Genomic DNA, 12,509 nt, shown 5'->3' on the forward strand with positions numbered 1-12,509 from the left:
AGCCACTTCGCAAGAGGGCCAGAGGCGGACATGCGGACCTTGGCCAACGCAACCAGTAAGCGACGCTATAAATCTCCCTCCGCTGATTTCCTCAGCGGCTCGATGATCGCTCGGCAAAAGATACGAGGTGCGCAACGGATTGGACCTGCATTTTCTTCATGACCATGTGGCGATGGGCCTTGATTGTACGTTCGGTGCAGCCAAGCGCACGGGAGGCATGCTTGTTCGTGTTGCCGATAACGATAAGGTCGAAGACCTGTCGTTCGCGCGGCGTCAATGCCGCAAGACGGGCATGAGCTACATCCGACTTGATCTTTAAGCCGCGCGCCGCGGCGTGCTGCACAATCGCCCGCTCAATGACCTCAAGAAGTTGCTTCGATGTTATAGGCTTGATCAAAAAGTCAACCGCACCCGCCTTTATCGCCGCCACCGTTGTCGGGATGTCGGGATAATCAGCAACGAAGACGATTGGCAGGGTCGCGCCGAGTTCGCTCAATCGAGACTGAAGTACCAGGCCATCCAATCCGGGCATTTGCACGTTGAGGAGAAGACAACCTGGGGCACTTTCGCGCGGCAGGTAATCCAGCAGGTGCTGAGAGGAATTGTAAGTCGCAATCGCATAACCGGCGTGCCTTAAACAGCGCTCTGTCGCTTTCAGGAAAGTCGCATCGTCGTCAACGACATGCACAGTCCCCCAGTGCAGTCGCTGAGTGAACCGAAACTCTGGATCAGAATGAGGATCGTGTTGGTTCATGTCGCGCCGAATAGTTCAGGCGGGAGCATGAAGCACTCTCAGTCACCGATGGATGCCTATGGCGGGCCGATGATGAGATTAAACTAGCTCTGTCCGGTGCCCGACACAATGGCGTCCGAGTGGCGAACAGGTAGCCGGAGGGACAGTCTCGCTGCTGAGGTCAGCCAAGCTGCCCCTTTACTGTGGTTCGATCAAGCTCTTGTGGAGCCTAGCGCGATTGATGTCCCGCGATGGCGAGGTGATGTGCCGTCGGCTTTGCCTCGGAAAGCCGTCATGACGCGGGTTCAAGCGACCTTCGGCTTAGGGCCAACTCCAGACCATACCGGATTCGGCCTGCTTTCTCTCATCGCCGGAGCTGCGTAGCAGGAACACTCCACGAAACCTACGGACCGACCGTCAACTCCCGAAGTGTCGCCATCAGTTGAGCCGGATGATAGGGCTTAGCAAGAAACCGCCCGCCTTCAGGCAGGTCGTTTGGCCGCACATTAACGAACCCGGAAGTCGCAACGATCTTAATCGGGGGCCAGCGTCCTTTGACCGCAGCGGCCAGTTTTAGGCCATCCATGCTGCCCGGCATCTGAATGTCCGTAAATAGAACGGCGATATCCGATCTGGCTTCAAGAATTGAAATGGCTTCATCTGCATTCGATGCCTCAAGCACATCGAACTCGGCATCTTCAATGATTTGAGCCGCGTGGGACCGGATCAGAAACTCGTCCTCGACGATTAGGACAACGGGCCGCCTCGCTGCGTTTGCAGAACTCATGGCGCCCGTCCTTTTAAGGTCTATCTAGACAAAGGGTCCCAGCAGCCAACGTTCCTGGCTGATCGAAATATATGTCCGGGACCGGACGATTATTTTTCGACCTAAGATCCGGCCCCTTTGCCCCCACCTAAGCGATAGGTATTGCAAGACAATCAGATCGTCGCAGATCGACTGCAAACGTACGAGTTGGCGCAAAGCACGGTACCGGACGGACAATCCGTTTCGTTCGTCACTATATTAAGTTCTTCCCGCGAGGACCGCCTTCGGAGCGGCTTCCACCTTCCCCCTGCGAGAATCGGCCCGACCGACCGGGCAGGAATATCGCAGTGCACCTCAAAAATTTAGGCCGTCCGTTGGACAACAAGCTGCTTGCGGCTCTGCCGCGCCACCACTTCGATTTGCTGGCGCACCATCTGACCACCGTTTCATTGCAGCAAGCCGAAGTTTTGGCGGAGCCGGGTGATGAATTCGATCAGGTCTACTTTCCCCAAAATGGAATGCTCTCGCTACTTGCCGTGCTGCGAGACGGCAAAGCGATCGAGACGGCGACGGTCGGGCGCGAGGGGGTGGTCGGCGCGATGGCAGGATTGGGGCTCTACAAGTCCCTCGTTCGAGTTGTGGTTCAGCTCCCGATGATGGTGAGCAAAATTCCTGCTTCACAATTCAGAAAAGCCGTGGCTCAAAGCGAAGCAGCCCGAAACATGTGTATCCAATATAATGAAGTGCTTCTCTCTCAGGCCAGGATCACCGCGGCCTGCAATGCGTTGCATGCCGTCGAGGCGAGGTTCTGCCGCTGGTTATTGCAATCCGCAGATCGCGCCGAAAGCGATACCGTGATGCTGACCCACGAATTTCTTGCCGAGATGCTTGGAGTTCGCCGTACCTCGGTCACGGAAGTTGCGAGCAAGATACAGGCTGCGGGGGCCATTACCTACTCGCGCGGGCAAATTACGATTCTGGATCGATCCACTTTGGAGAGAATGTCGTGCGAGTGCTATCAAACACTGGTGGACCAGTCGGCTATTCTAATCTAGGCCAGCCTTGCTGCGACTTTGATCTCTGCTCGACGGCAAACTTGCCCGCCTCATCGGCGGCGGATTTACTGCCTGATTTTAATTTCTGCGATCTTTCTATCTTGGTGCCATAACTCTATGTCGTGGCCGTCTGCGTACTGCTCGGCGTGCTTTTTGGCTGTTTCATCGTCTTTGGACCAAAACTCGATGCGGTCCTCTATGTGACCATCCGGTCCCATGACATATGCGCGGTAGTCTCGCATCGCCCCCCTCGGCGAAAAACAAACAGACTACGATTATATAAACTAATCATTTCGGCGGCTGCAATCCCGGGGACCGTAGCCACTCTTTCAAGTGCGAGCCTGTTTCGGCTTGTCGCGCGCGGCGCAAAAGCAACTCGCGAGCGGTGCTACCAGGAGGTTGCTCTTCGGCCGCTTGCTTAAATCGCCGGGCCTCATCCGCTAGCAGCTCCTCAAAAGTGGCATTGTGCTTGAGCTGTGCCATCGCACGGCACTCCACTCTTACCGCTACTGCCCCGGAAAAATTAAACTCTTGTCCTCGTTCCCTGTCTGTCCGGGACCGGACACAAATCAACAAGACACCTCCAAATTAGAACCCTTGGGCAACTACGGATAAGCGCCGGCCGTGTCTGAACACGCCGTCGTCAGTGGGCCAACGCCCGCGCGGCACACAGATCGATGATGTTGCTCATTGCCGCACCTCCTCACAGGAGAGGTCTTCAGCGAGCTTGCGGGAGTCGCTGGTGCGTTTGCCGATTTCAGGCTGTCCCTACAGCGGCGACGGGCGAAAACGAATCCACGGACTCCGCTCGCGGCTCCCGCGTGGGACTGCCGTCCGGAATTGAGGACGAGTTTAAGGGTGGCGTGCTATGCACGCTGTCAGCTTCGGTCATCTTGAATACCCTTCTGTGATCGAGGTTAGGGTCGAGGCGGAATTGGCACGCGTTGGCCTGAGGGTACGGTTGCAGCCATCGACGCCTGGGCGAAGGAACAGGGGGACGAACCTCCTCGCTCCGAAGCAATCCGCCGCCTCGTCGAGCTTGGCTTGGGCAAATCCGCTCGCGCTAGCGCGGTTACACCCACGGCCAAAGCCTCATCAGACAGAGCTCGGGAGATGGCAGGTAACACGATCGACAAGCTCAAAGACGCCTAGGCCAGTCCGGATGACCAGGTGAGCCGCAAGCGACGGCTCGTCAAAGGGCCCGAGGAATTCCAAAACATCCGACGCGACCGGCCAAATCGAAAATGAACTAATGGAGGCTACGATTGTTGGTGGATATCGGCCAGAAGGCAAAAAGCAAATGATCAAGCCCACGCGGTCCGCCAAGCAACAGGTTGCGGACGATGCCGATCGAAGGGCCCTCAACCCGGTGGGGTCGAGACAGACCATAGCGGACAGTCAGGCCGCTCCAGAGTTTCAGGAAAATCTCAAGCGCCTAAAAGCCGAACGGCTCGAGCGCGAGGCTCGACTGAAGGCGAAGCCGAAGGATTGAGTTAACCCACCTCTTTCGCCAGAAGGCTAATCATGTCGAACCGACGGTGGGTGATCTTCCTGCTGGTTTCCGTGATGATTGTTTGCTCGATCGCCGCGAGTGCCCGGTATTATCTAAGCAAGTGCCATGGCATGGACGCGTGCGCGGCCGCCGAAGCCGAAAGCCATGAACGAGATAAGCCGAGCGAGCCACAATAGCGAAAAGCCTGCCGCGAACCAGCGCGGCCTGAGTCGGGGCGGGTCCTAACGCGCTTGCATTCAGCCGCGATCCTCCCAACGCCATCGGGACGGTATGCGGACCAGGCATGATGCGGCTATAGCTCTGGTCCGGATTCTCACGCCCACGGACATCCCATCACTGATTTGGTTAAAAATCTCCCTTTCGGGGCGCTTGCGCTCGTCTTACGGTTGGGCGACGCTGGCAACATGAATTGGCGGCGGGGACTCTTCCGACTCTGGCTCGTGCTCACGATCACCTGGCTGATCGTCGGAGGCGGCGTGGCTTTTGCGATCTGGAACGCGGACACTTCCGCTCGGGAATCAGCCCGCATCTGGAGCGAGCATGACGCTCAGTGCAGCGATGGCTCGAAACGGGGGCCGTGGTGTGACTTTGCGCCAGCAAGATCACGAGAACACCCCATGCCGACTGCATTTTATCCAGGCTTGGTATTAGCTCCGCCAATGCTCTTGTTCATCCTTGGTTGGATGGGGTTGTGGGTCGCGCGCGGCTTCAGCGCGCGGCAACTCGAATCCCGCTGAGTGCCAATATGCATCCCTTCTGGGCGCCTCGGCGCGTCGCAAGCAAAACGCGCTGCCAGAGCCGAGCGGGACTAGCCTACTCTGCGCCGTTGACTCCGCCATAGAGCTGCCCCCACCATCGGCGCAGACCCCATGACACACCCCCAGCCCATGCCCATACGATTCGGCGTTCTACTTCTCGGAGATAGCGGAATGGTTACGGCGTGATGACCTGCGGCGTGACGTCGATCATGGGCGGCCTGGGATCGTGAGTAATGATCTGGATGACCACGCCTGGCGACGTGGGGCCGGATGGAGCCGGCGGCACCGTCTGCGGCGAGATGCCGGCCAGCGAGAGAATGTAAGAACTAGCGCGGTCGGCAACCATGCCGTTTTCACTGGAGAGCAACCTGACCTTGGTGACGCCAGCCTTGGCGGCATTGATGGCGAGGTTCCGCTCGATCTTCTGACGGAGCAGCGCCGCTATATGTTGGCGTCCTAATTCTCTGGACAGGTGCTCGCGAGTGAGGCCCGCGATACGCGCCGCTGCGGTGATGTTCTCACCGTCGACAAGAGCGTCGATAGCCGCCCGGATCTTCTTGGAAATCGGCTTGGCCTTTTCAGACATGGTTGATCACCTTGGGCGCCGGCGCTGGATCGTCCGACAAGTCGATGACATAGCCGGCCCGGACCTCGATGTTGACGTTGACGCTCGGCTGGCTGCTCGGCTGGATGCCTGCAGGCCCCAAAACGAACGAACTTGCCCGATCACGGACAAGAGCGTGGTCGCAGTCCAGTAAGTCGACCTTGACCGCACCCGCTCGCGTAGCCGCAATGGCGAGATTGCGCTGCACCTTCTGGTGCATGAATGCGGCCACGTGTGGCTTGCTAAGCTCACGGCTGAGATGCTCCCGTGTAATCCCGACCTTCTCAGCAGCAGCCGTTACGGTCTTGCAGTCACCAGCGACCATGCTGGCGGTCGCTTCGCGCACTTTGGCCGAAATCGGTTTGGGACGGGCGGGCTTGTCTTCCGGGCGCACAGTCGCGGGAGCGGTGCGCGTCATTATTGATCTCCTTTGATCCAGGTCGCGAAGGCCGGCGGAGCATCAGCAGTCAAACTGTTCCCCATCGGGCCCCACCCTTGATGCGCGGTTCGATGACCCGCAAGTGAGAACGTCCTAAGCTCTCGCGCGACGGAGTCACAGGGCGCTCGCGCACAAGCAGCGGCGCAGGCGGCCAATGGGACACGCCGATGAAGCACGCCGAAGAACGACCCTATGCTGACCCGGAGGCGGCCGCGCGCAAGCTCGTCGAGCTAGCGGCCAGCGTCGAGGCCGTCCAGGATGGCCGCATTTATATCGAGCGGATCAACGCGCCGTTCATGTTCGATCTGAAGGGAAGCGGCAGCGAGTTCGGCGCCGGGCTCAAACACGCGATCGAGCGCGGCTGGCTCCAGCTGCACGAGAGCACGTGAAGCTGACGTCGTAGGGTGAATATCTGCTAACTCGCAACGCCAACTGAGGCGGCCTTACTTTCAGGTGGGGGCTCTTAGACTGGGGGTCCGCAGCCACTCGCTGATGTGCGAGCCGGTTTCAGCCTGCCTTGCTTTCCTTTGTCATTCGGCCTGCAATATTGACCCCCTAAGCCGGGGGATCGGCGTCCAAAATTGACCCCCTATAGGTTGGTCTGTTGCGCTGCCTGCTTTGGAATGAAGCAGGTGGTCGAGGATGCTGATCGTGGAGACGATTGCGCGGATTCGGCGCGAGCACTTCATCAAGGGCAAGACGATCAAGGAGATTGCCCGTGACCTGAAGGTGTCGCGGAACACGGTCCGGAAGGTGCTGAGGTCAGGAGAGACCTCCTTCGAGTACGAGCGGCAAGTGCAGCCGCGGCCAAAGCTGGGACGATGGGCAGTAGAGCTCGACGGACTGCTGGCGGCGAACGCGGCCAAACCGGCTCGTGAACAGCTGACGTTAATCCGGATCTTCGAAGAGCTGCGCAGCCGTGGCTATGACGGCGGCTACGATGCGGTGCGGCGTTACGCCAGGCGGTGGAGCAAGGAACGCGGGCAATCGACCGCGGCTGCTTATGTCCCGCTAAGCTTTGCCCCAGGCGAAGCCTACCAGTTCGACTGGAGCCACGAGGTGGTCTTGCTGAGCGGCACCACGGTGATGGTGAAGGCCGCCCATGTCCGGCTCTGTCACAGCCGCATGCTGTTCGTGCGGGCCTATCCGCGGGAGACGCAGGAGATGGTGTTCGACGCCCACGACCGGGCGTTCGCCCTGTTCAAAGGCACCTGCACCCGCGGCATCTACGACAACATGAAGACCGCCGTAGAGACGATCTTCGTCGGTAAAGGGCGTCTCTACAATCGCCGCTTCCTGCAGATGTGCAGCCACTATCTGGTCGATCCGGTCGCCTGCACGCCAGCGTCGGGCTGGGAGAAGGGGCAGGTCGAGAACCAGGTCGGGCTGGTCAGGGAACGCTTCTTCACGCCGCGGCTGCGGTTCAAAAACCTCGACGAGTTAAACGCCTGGCTGCTCGACAAATGCATCGCCTACGCCAAGGTTCATCGCCATCCGGAGCTGGTCGATCAGACGATCTGGGAAGTGTTCGAAGCCGAACGCCCCAAACTCGTTCCCTATGCCGGCCGCTTCGACGGCTTCCATGCGGTGACGGCATCGGTCTCGAAGACCTGCCTGGTGCGCTTCGACAACAACAAGTACTCGGTCGCAGCCAGCGCAGTCGGACGACCGGTCGAGGTTCAAGCCTATGCCGATCGCATCGTGATCCGTCAGGATGGACGCATCGTTGCCGAGCACCCGCGATCCTTTGGCCGCGGCGATACCGTCTACGACCCCTGGCATTATGTGCCGGTGCTCGCCCGCAAACCCGGCGCCTTGCGCAACGGTGCTCCCTTCAAAGACTGGGTGCTGCCAGCCGCGATCGAGCGGATCCGGCGCAAGCTTGCCAGCACCGACGACGGCAATCGGCAGATGGTCGACATCCTCAACGCGGTGCTGACTGACGGTCTGCCCGCGGTGGAAGCGGCCTGTGCCGAAGCGCTCAGTCACAGCGTCCATTCGGCCGATGTCGTTCTCAATATCCTGGCCCGTCAACGTGAACCCGCCCCACCGGCCAACATCATGACGCCGGCCGCACTGACGCTCCGTCATGCACCGATCGCCGATTGTGCCCGCTACGACAACCTCCGGAGGACCATCTGATGGAACGAACCCAAATCTTCGACCTCATGGGCGAACTCAAGCTCTACGGCATGAAGGCTGCCTTCGACGAGATCATGGCAACTGCCGTCAAGCGCCAGCACGAACCTCAGCGCATTGTCGGCGACCTGCTCAACGCCGAGATCAACGAGAAGCAAGCCAGGTCGATCAAATACCAGCTCACCATTGCCAAGCTTCCGCTTGCCAAGGACATCGCCGACTTCCAGTTCGACGGCACGCCGATCAATCAGACTCTCGTCAATGATCTTGCTGGCGGCGGCTTCATCGCCCAACAACGCAACGTCGTGCTGGTTGGCGGCACCGGCACAGGCAAAACCCACCTGGCCATTGCCATCGCCAGAAGCTGCATCCGATCCGGTGCCCGCGGCCGCTTCTTCAACGTAGTCGACCTCGTCAATCGCCTCGAGACCGAGACCCGCAACGGACGGCAAGGACGGCTCGCCGAGCATCTGACCCGGATGGACTTCATTGTGCTGGATGAACTCGGCTATTTGCCCTTCGCCCAGTCCGGTGGCCAGCTTCTCTTCCACCTCGTCAGCCGGCTCTATGAGCGCGCCTCCGTCATCGTGACCACCAATCTCGCCTTCGGCGAATGGCCGAGCGTGTTCGGCGACGCCAAAATGACCACCGCGCTGCTCGATCGGTTGACCCATCACTGTGACATCGTCGAGACCGGCAATGACAGCTGGCGCTTCAAAAGCCGCGACGACGATCACGCCACCCGCGCTCGTCTCGTCTCCGCTATCCCGGCCAGCTCCAACGAGCCGAGCGCTACCGTCAAACCGCGGCGCACGAAGGGGTCAAAATTGGACGCCGATGAGGGGTCAAATTTACAGGCCGATTGACACCTCGAGTTCCCGCTCGAGGATGGCCAGCAGCTTCTCAATGTTGAGATGCTCTTGGGATAAGCGCTCTATGATCATGGCAGAGCTCCATAAACCAGTCTCCAGTATAGTCTTTGGTCCGGTGTCAGCATTTGCCACAGATCAATCCGAGACAACTTAAATCGGCCGCCGGCTTTCCCGACGGCAGTCTCAGCCGTGCCTAAAGCTCGATCACGACATTGGACGGGAGCGCTTCTTTCGCTCTGTGGCTGCTTAGCTGAAAGTAGGGCCCGCCAACTCAGCCAGCCCCGGCGGCCTTCCCTCTTCGCGTGCCGTGCGCGCGGTTAGTCCTCGTGACCGCACAAAGAGACTGTCGGTTTCGTTGAGAGGGCGATGCGTGCGGACGGCAATCGCGCTGCCATTCGCTAAAACGGAGATGCCGGCATGTCCCGTCTCAATGAGCAGCATTAAAGAAACTATATGATCTCCGGCTCATCCGAAAGTCAGCACAACTGACCGGGTATCGCGACTCCTGAGACGATCAACCAGCGCGTCGCAAGGTCCGCTAATGGGATGGACCGGCTGCTTCCTCCGCGGGATAGTCTGGAAAGACTACCCCGCAGCATCCGGAGAAACATCCCATGGACACCACCACACAGCCGCTGGCCTCGATCGGCATCGACATCGGGAAGGAAGTCTTCCACGTCGTCGGCTTTGGCACGGACGGCAAGATCGCGCGAGCGTCGACCAGTCGGCACGCCCTTGTGCGGTCGGTGACCGCATAAGGCTGTCATGGGTTGCAGCCAACGTGCGCCGATTGACTTCAACCTCGGACCGGAAGCGGAAGCAATCGGCACCGGCCCGGTCCAGTGGTGCAGAGGACCACTTCATATCAGGCGTTTAGCCAGTGTTCCCTCTTGAAGCCATTGACCCCCGCGCTTACTCGCAGTCCTGGTCGGCCGCCGTTACCTTTTTCTGGGACGGCGCGGGCTCGGCCGCACCGGCCGTCGCCTTCTTTGATTGTTCCGTGGGCGCGGGGCGGGTCTGCTCGACGGTGCCTGCCGTTCGATCCGGTGACTGGGCAGAGGGTGCGGGGCGGGTCGCCTTTGATTGTTCGGCAGCGGTCGGCTGGCTCTGCATCTGGCGCTGAGCATCTTCCGACGACGTTGCGGTATTCTCCGAGGCTTTGCTCATCGAAGATGTCGGCGGTTGCTGCTTAGAATCAGTTGCTGTGGAACCAGTGGTTTGTCCCGTATAGCCCGGGACATTTCCTGATCCTGCATCGCGGCTCACCGTGGTGCAAGGACCGGCATAAACGGAGTTGGCGCTGAAGGCGAGCAACCCACCCAAGATCATAAATCTGTTAGCGATCATAGCCCTTCTCCTTTGAACTCTCTGGACGATTGAACAAAGGATGGCGCCTTCCGTTCCGGACGCGCAAGAGCAGCGCCAACATTGACGAGTGGCTGAGTTCACCGGGGCCAAAATCGCCACCTAAAATAGGGCCGCTCAGTTGGCGGCCTCATTATCCTCGTCTTTGCCCACTTCGCCTTCCGATACAGGTTTTCGCCATGGGATCGGAGCTGGAGGTTGTTTGAATCGATGTCGACGACGATAGATTGATGATTGGCGTGCGACACTATTCTCCGAAGCTAGGAACACCCCCTGGAGTGGCCGAGTTAGACCGACAAAACCTACATTCAAGGGACCGAGGTTTATGGAGCAGATCGAAAGAACATCGGTGAGATTGATCACCTCATCATCGACAAGGTCACAGGTCGCGTGGCTTATGCCGTCTTGAGCTTGGGTGGATTTGTTGGATTGGGCCATAGCCATTACCCCATTCCGTGGGGCGCTCTAAAATGCGATACGTCGCGCTTGGTGGTTTTCGAACCAACATCACCGAGCAACAGCTGAGGGACGCGCCTGAGTTCAGTGATGACTCATGGCAGGATCGAGACTGGGAAGCGCGCACCCACCGGTACTATGGGACGCCGACGTACTGGGAGGGTCGGGGTGGCTTTTATGACGCCCGGCAGTGCATCTGAAACTTCCCAGTCGTGTGTTGCCAGACTGAAGAACTGAACGACCAGCCCTTGGGTCGGCACGGCTGTCAGCGGCGCGTTTATGGGAAATAGAAAAGCACGTTGTTGGGCGGACGACATTCCCGCATCTCCCTATCGCGCGCGAACATGGCGTCGCCTATGTTGACGTGCTGTTGCTCTCCGATCGGCTGGAGGGGTGCAGACCCGAGGTGCGATCCCGCCGTCCTCGCCGGCCTGGGCGCATGCGACGTTTACTGCTTGGGCTGAGGAGCGCGAGCGGCGCGCACTGGCGTGATCACCGGAGCGCTACGCGGCGCACGATAACAAGGTGCAGCTCTGGCCGCACGAAGCGCTTAAGCGTTGACCAACAGATAGAGCCCTGAGACCAGAGCAGGCCTCAAAATCCAGCGACTGGTCCCGCGCGTGACTTGCCCCTATTCTTGTGGAATGACCGCCCTCACCCGTCGCCGCGGTAACAATCCGCACGAGGAATCTTGGCAGATCTACTTCACCGACGTCCGCACCGGGACCATCGGCGCGCGCGCCGGCGTACCGATCCACGCCGATCAATGGGGTTGGTCCATCGGCTTCTATCGTGGCATGGAGCCAGGCACATGGCGGAGTGGCATAGCCGCCACCTTCGAAGCTGCGCGCGAGGCGCTTATGCGCTGTGTCTGCGGCACCACATTCGCAGCTGGAAACCGGCTGAGAGCTACCCGCACCGAACACACATCGCCGCGCGAGCGGCCAATGGGACACGCCGATGAAGCACACCGCAGAACGACCCTATGCAGACCCGGATGCGGCCGCGCGCAAGCTCGTCGAGCTCGCGGCCAGCGTCGCGGCCGTGCAGGACGGCCGCATCTACATCGAGCGGATCAACGGGCAGTTCATGATCGAGCTGAAGGGCAGCGGGAGCGAGTTCGGCGCCGGGCTCAGATACGCCATCGAGCGCGGCTGGTTATCGAAGCATGAAAGCGGCACCTACGTGAAGCTGATGCCGCCCGGGGAAGATCTGCTGACTCGCAAATAGGAACCGTCCTTACTGCTTCGTCCTACTTCTGTCGAAAATGAATGCGGCTTGAAACACCCGCTCAACTTCTGTCCTCACTTCAACGGAAACGTCCTGCCGTATGGTGGCAAAGTCCTTCGCCAAGTTCGCAAGCGACCTGGCGGCTTCGACCTCGGCCTCTTGCTGAGTGTCGAATTCCAGACCTTCCTCGTCCGGGTACAAACCGGTGTCGTCCCGGATGTCGAAGTAGTACCGGGTCATGCGCCGCCCTCATTCGAGGGAGAGCAATGGAATTAAATATCCACCTGTTCCTATTCCGGCGGCTGCAACCCGGGCGATCTCAACCACTCGCTCAAGTGCGAGCCGGTCTCGGCCTGTCTGGCCTTGCGGAGGAGAGCTTCTCGCTCGAAGCCGGCGGGGAGCTTCTTGGCTTGCTCTCTTAAGCGTGCGGCTTCTTGGGCAAGACGTTCTTCGAGGGACACAGCTTGTTTAAAACGACGGCGTCGCTGCATGACACACCTCGATCTTACGGGTCCTAACCGTTGGGTTTGAGTTGTTGCAGCCTAACGCGCGGGCAGTTCCGTGGTCTGTGCCCTAGTG

The 12,509-nt window shown here is 59.5% G+C and carries 13 protein-coding genes and 2 pseudogenes; 8 read left to right on the plus strand and 7 right to left on the minus strand.

The features are described from left to right. Positions 1-91 precede the first annotated feature (91 nt). Both AB7G19_RS39555 and AB7G19_RS39560 read right to left on the minus strand, forming a co-directional pair. Entirely contained in the window at positions 92-754 is a 663-nt protein-coding gene (locus tag AB7G19_RS39555) for a response regulator transcription factor (RefSeq protein WP_439037712.1), read from the minus strand. Positions 755-1,136: 382 nt separating this feature from the next. Continuing rightward, a complete protein-coding gene (locus tag AB7G19_RS39560) occupies positions 1,137-1,520 on the minus strand; it encodes a response regulator (RefSeq protein ID WP_354113589.1) in 384 nt (127 codons plus the stop codon). Between the two features lie 326 nt (positions 1,521-1,846). Between AB7G19_RS39560 and AB7G19_RS39565 the strand changes: the two genes are divergently transcribed. Both AB7G19_RS39565 and AB7G19_RS39570 read left to right on the plus strand, forming a co-directional pair. Then, positions 1,847-2,554, plus strand: coding sequence for a Crp/Fnr family transcriptional regulator (locus AB7G19_RS39565; protein WP_439037711.1), 708 nt, complete (start codon positions 1,847-1,849; stop codon positions 2,552-2,554). A gap of 1,300 nt (positions 2,555-3,854) precedes the next feature. Continuing rightward, a complete protein-coding gene (locus AB7G19_RS39570; protein ID WP_038960001.1) occupies positions 3,855-4,046 on the plus strand; it encodes a hypothetical protein in 192 nt (63 codons plus the stop codon). Positions 4,047-5,000: 954 nt separating this feature from the next. Here AB7G19_RS39570 and AB7G19_RS39575 read toward each other — a convergent pair. Beyond that, entirely contained in the window at positions 5,001-5,411 is a 411-nt protein-coding gene (locus AB7G19_RS39575; RefSeq protein ID WP_439037710.1) for a hypothetical protein, read from the minus strand. Next, a complete protein-coding gene (locus tag AB7G19_RS39580) occupies positions 5,404-5,847 on the minus strand; it encodes a hypothetical protein (RefSeq protein WP_439037709.1) in 444 nt (147 codons plus the stop codon). The genes AB7G19_RS39575 and AB7G19_RS39580 overlap by 8 nt, the downstream gene beginning before the upstream one ends. A gap of 188 nt (positions 5,848-6,035) precedes the next feature. On the opposite strand from AB7G19_RS39580, the gene AB7G19_RS39585 reads away from it, so the two are divergent. The 4 genes and pseudogenes from AB7G19_RS39585 to AB7G19_RS39600 all read left to right on the plus strand — a co-directional run bounded on the left by AB7G19_RS39585 (position 6,036) and on the right by AB7G19_RS39600 (position 9,637). Continuing rightward, complete coding sequence (locus tag AB7G19_RS39585) at positions 6,036-6,257, plus strand: hypothetical protein (protein WP_439037708.1); 222 nt, start codon at positions 6,036-6,038, stop codon at positions 6,255-6,257. Positions 6,258-6,510: 253 nt separating this feature from the next. Next, positions 6,511-8,001 (plus strand): annotated as a pseudogene (gene istA / locus AB7G19_RS39590) (IS21 family transposase); the annotation flags it as partial. 8 nt (positions 8,002-8,009) lie between these two features. After that, the gene (istB, locus tag AB7G19_RS39595; RefSeq protein WP_039183785.1) at positions 8,010-8,873 is read left to right on the plus strand and encodes an IS21-like element helper ATPase IstB; all 864 of its coding nucleotides are present in this window, start codon (positions 8,010-8,012) and stop codon (positions 8,871-8,873) included. Between the two features lie 620 nt (positions 8,874-9,493). Beyond that, positions 9,494-9,637 carry a hypothetical protein gene (locus tag AB7G19_RS39600; RefSeq protein ID WP_439037707.1) on the plus strand — a complete coding sequence of 48 codons (144 nt, stop codon included), beginning with the start codon at positions 9,494-9,496 and terminating at the stop codon, positions 9,635-9,637. A gap of 154 nt (positions 9,638-9,791) precedes the next feature. On the opposite strand, the gene AB7G19_RS39605 is transcribed toward AB7G19_RS39600, so the two are convergent. Then, positions 9,792-10,226, minus strand: a complete 435-nt coding sequence (locus tag AB7G19_RS39605; protein WP_439037706.1) for a hypothetical protein — start codon at positions 10,224-10,226, stop codon at positions 9,792-9,794. 324 nt (positions 10,227-10,550) lie between these two features. Here AB7G19_RS39605 and AB7G19_RS39610 point away from each other — a divergent pair. Then, positions 10,551-10,900, plus strand: a pseudogene (locus tag AB7G19_RS39610) (PRC-barrel domain-containing protein). Between the two features lie 760 nt (positions 10,901-11,660). Then, positions 11,661-11,930, plus strand: coding sequence for a hypothetical protein (locus AB7G19_RS39615; protein ID WP_085398671.1), 270 nt, complete (start codon positions 11,661-11,663; stop codon positions 11,928-11,930). A 9-nt stretch (positions 11,931-11,939) separates the two neighbouring features. Here the strand turns inward: AB7G19_RS39615 and AB7G19_RS39620 are convergent, their stop codons facing one another. Further along, positions 11,940-12,170, minus strand: a complete 231-nt coding sequence (locus AB7G19_RS39620; RefSeq protein WP_014494432.1) for a DUF6894 family protein — start codon at positions 12,168-12,170, stop codon at positions 11,940-11,942. A 50-nt stretch (positions 12,171-12,220) separates the two neighbouring features. After that, positions 12,221-12,421, minus strand: a complete 201-nt coding sequence (locus tag AB7G19_RS39625) for a hypothetical protein (RefSeq protein ID WP_439037705.1) — start codon at positions 12,419-12,421, stop codon at positions 12,221-12,223. Positions 12,422-12,509 lie beyond the last annotated feature (88 nt).

The sequence above is a fragment of the Bradyrhizobium sp. 215_C5_N1_1 genome (assembly GCF_052075935.1).
In the GTDB taxonomy this organism is placed as follows: domain Bacteria; phylum Pseudomonadota; class Alphaproteobacteria; order Rhizobiales; family Xanthobacteraceae; genus Bradyrhizobium; species Bradyrhizobium barranii.

Excerpts from the sequence above, each read along its gene's own strand:
- AB7G19_RS39555 (WP_439037712.1), bottom strand. The coding sequence starts at position 754 with ATGAACCAACACGATCCTCATTCTGATCCAGAGTTTCGGTTCACTCAG.
- AB7G19_RS39560 (WP_354113589.1), bottom strand. The coding sequence starts at position 1,520 with ATGAGTTCTGCAAACGCAGCGAGGCGGCCCGTTGTCCTAATCGTCGAG.
- AB7G19_RS39570 (WP_038960001.1), top strand. The coding sequence starts at position 3,855 with ATGATCAAGCCCACGCGGTCCGCCAAGCAACAGGTTGCGGACGATGCC.
- AB7G19_RS39575 (WP_439037710.1), bottom strand. The coding sequence starts at position 5,411 with ATGTCTGAAAAGGCCAAGCCGATTTCCAAGAAGATCCGGGCGGCTATC.
- AB7G19_RS39580 (WP_439037709.1), bottom strand. The coding sequence starts at position 5,847 with ATGACGCGCACCGCTCCCGCGACTGTGCGCCCGGAAGACAAGCCCGCC.
- AB7G19_RS39585 (WP_439037708.1), top strand. The coding sequence starts at position 6,036 with ATGAAGCACGCCGAAGAACGACCCTATGCTGACCCGGAGGCGGCCGCG.
- istB (WP_039183785.1), top strand. The coding sequence starts at position 8,010 with ATGGAACGAACCCAAATCTTCGACCTCATGGGCGAACTCAAGCTCTAC.
- AB7G19_RS39600 (WP_439037707.1), top strand. The coding sequence starts at position 9,494 with ATGGACACCACCACACAGCCGCTGGCCTCGATCGGCATCGACATCGGG.
- AB7G19_RS39605 (WP_439037706.1), bottom strand. The coding sequence starts at position 10,226 with ATGATCGCTAACAGATTTATGATCTTGGGTGGGTTGCTCGCCTTCAGC.
- AB7G19_RS39615 (WP_085398671.1), top strand. The coding sequence starts at position 11,661 with ATGAAGCACACCGCAGAACGACCCTATGCAGACCCGGATGCGGCCGCG.
- AB7G19_RS39620 (WP_014494432.1), bottom strand. The coding sequence starts at position 12,170 with ATGACCCGGTACTACTTCGACATCCGGGACGACACCGGTTTGTACCCG.
- AB7G19_RS39625 (WP_439037705.1), bottom strand. The coding sequence starts at position 12,421 with ATGCAGCGACGCCGTCGTTTTAAACAAGCTGTGTCCCTCGAAGAACGT.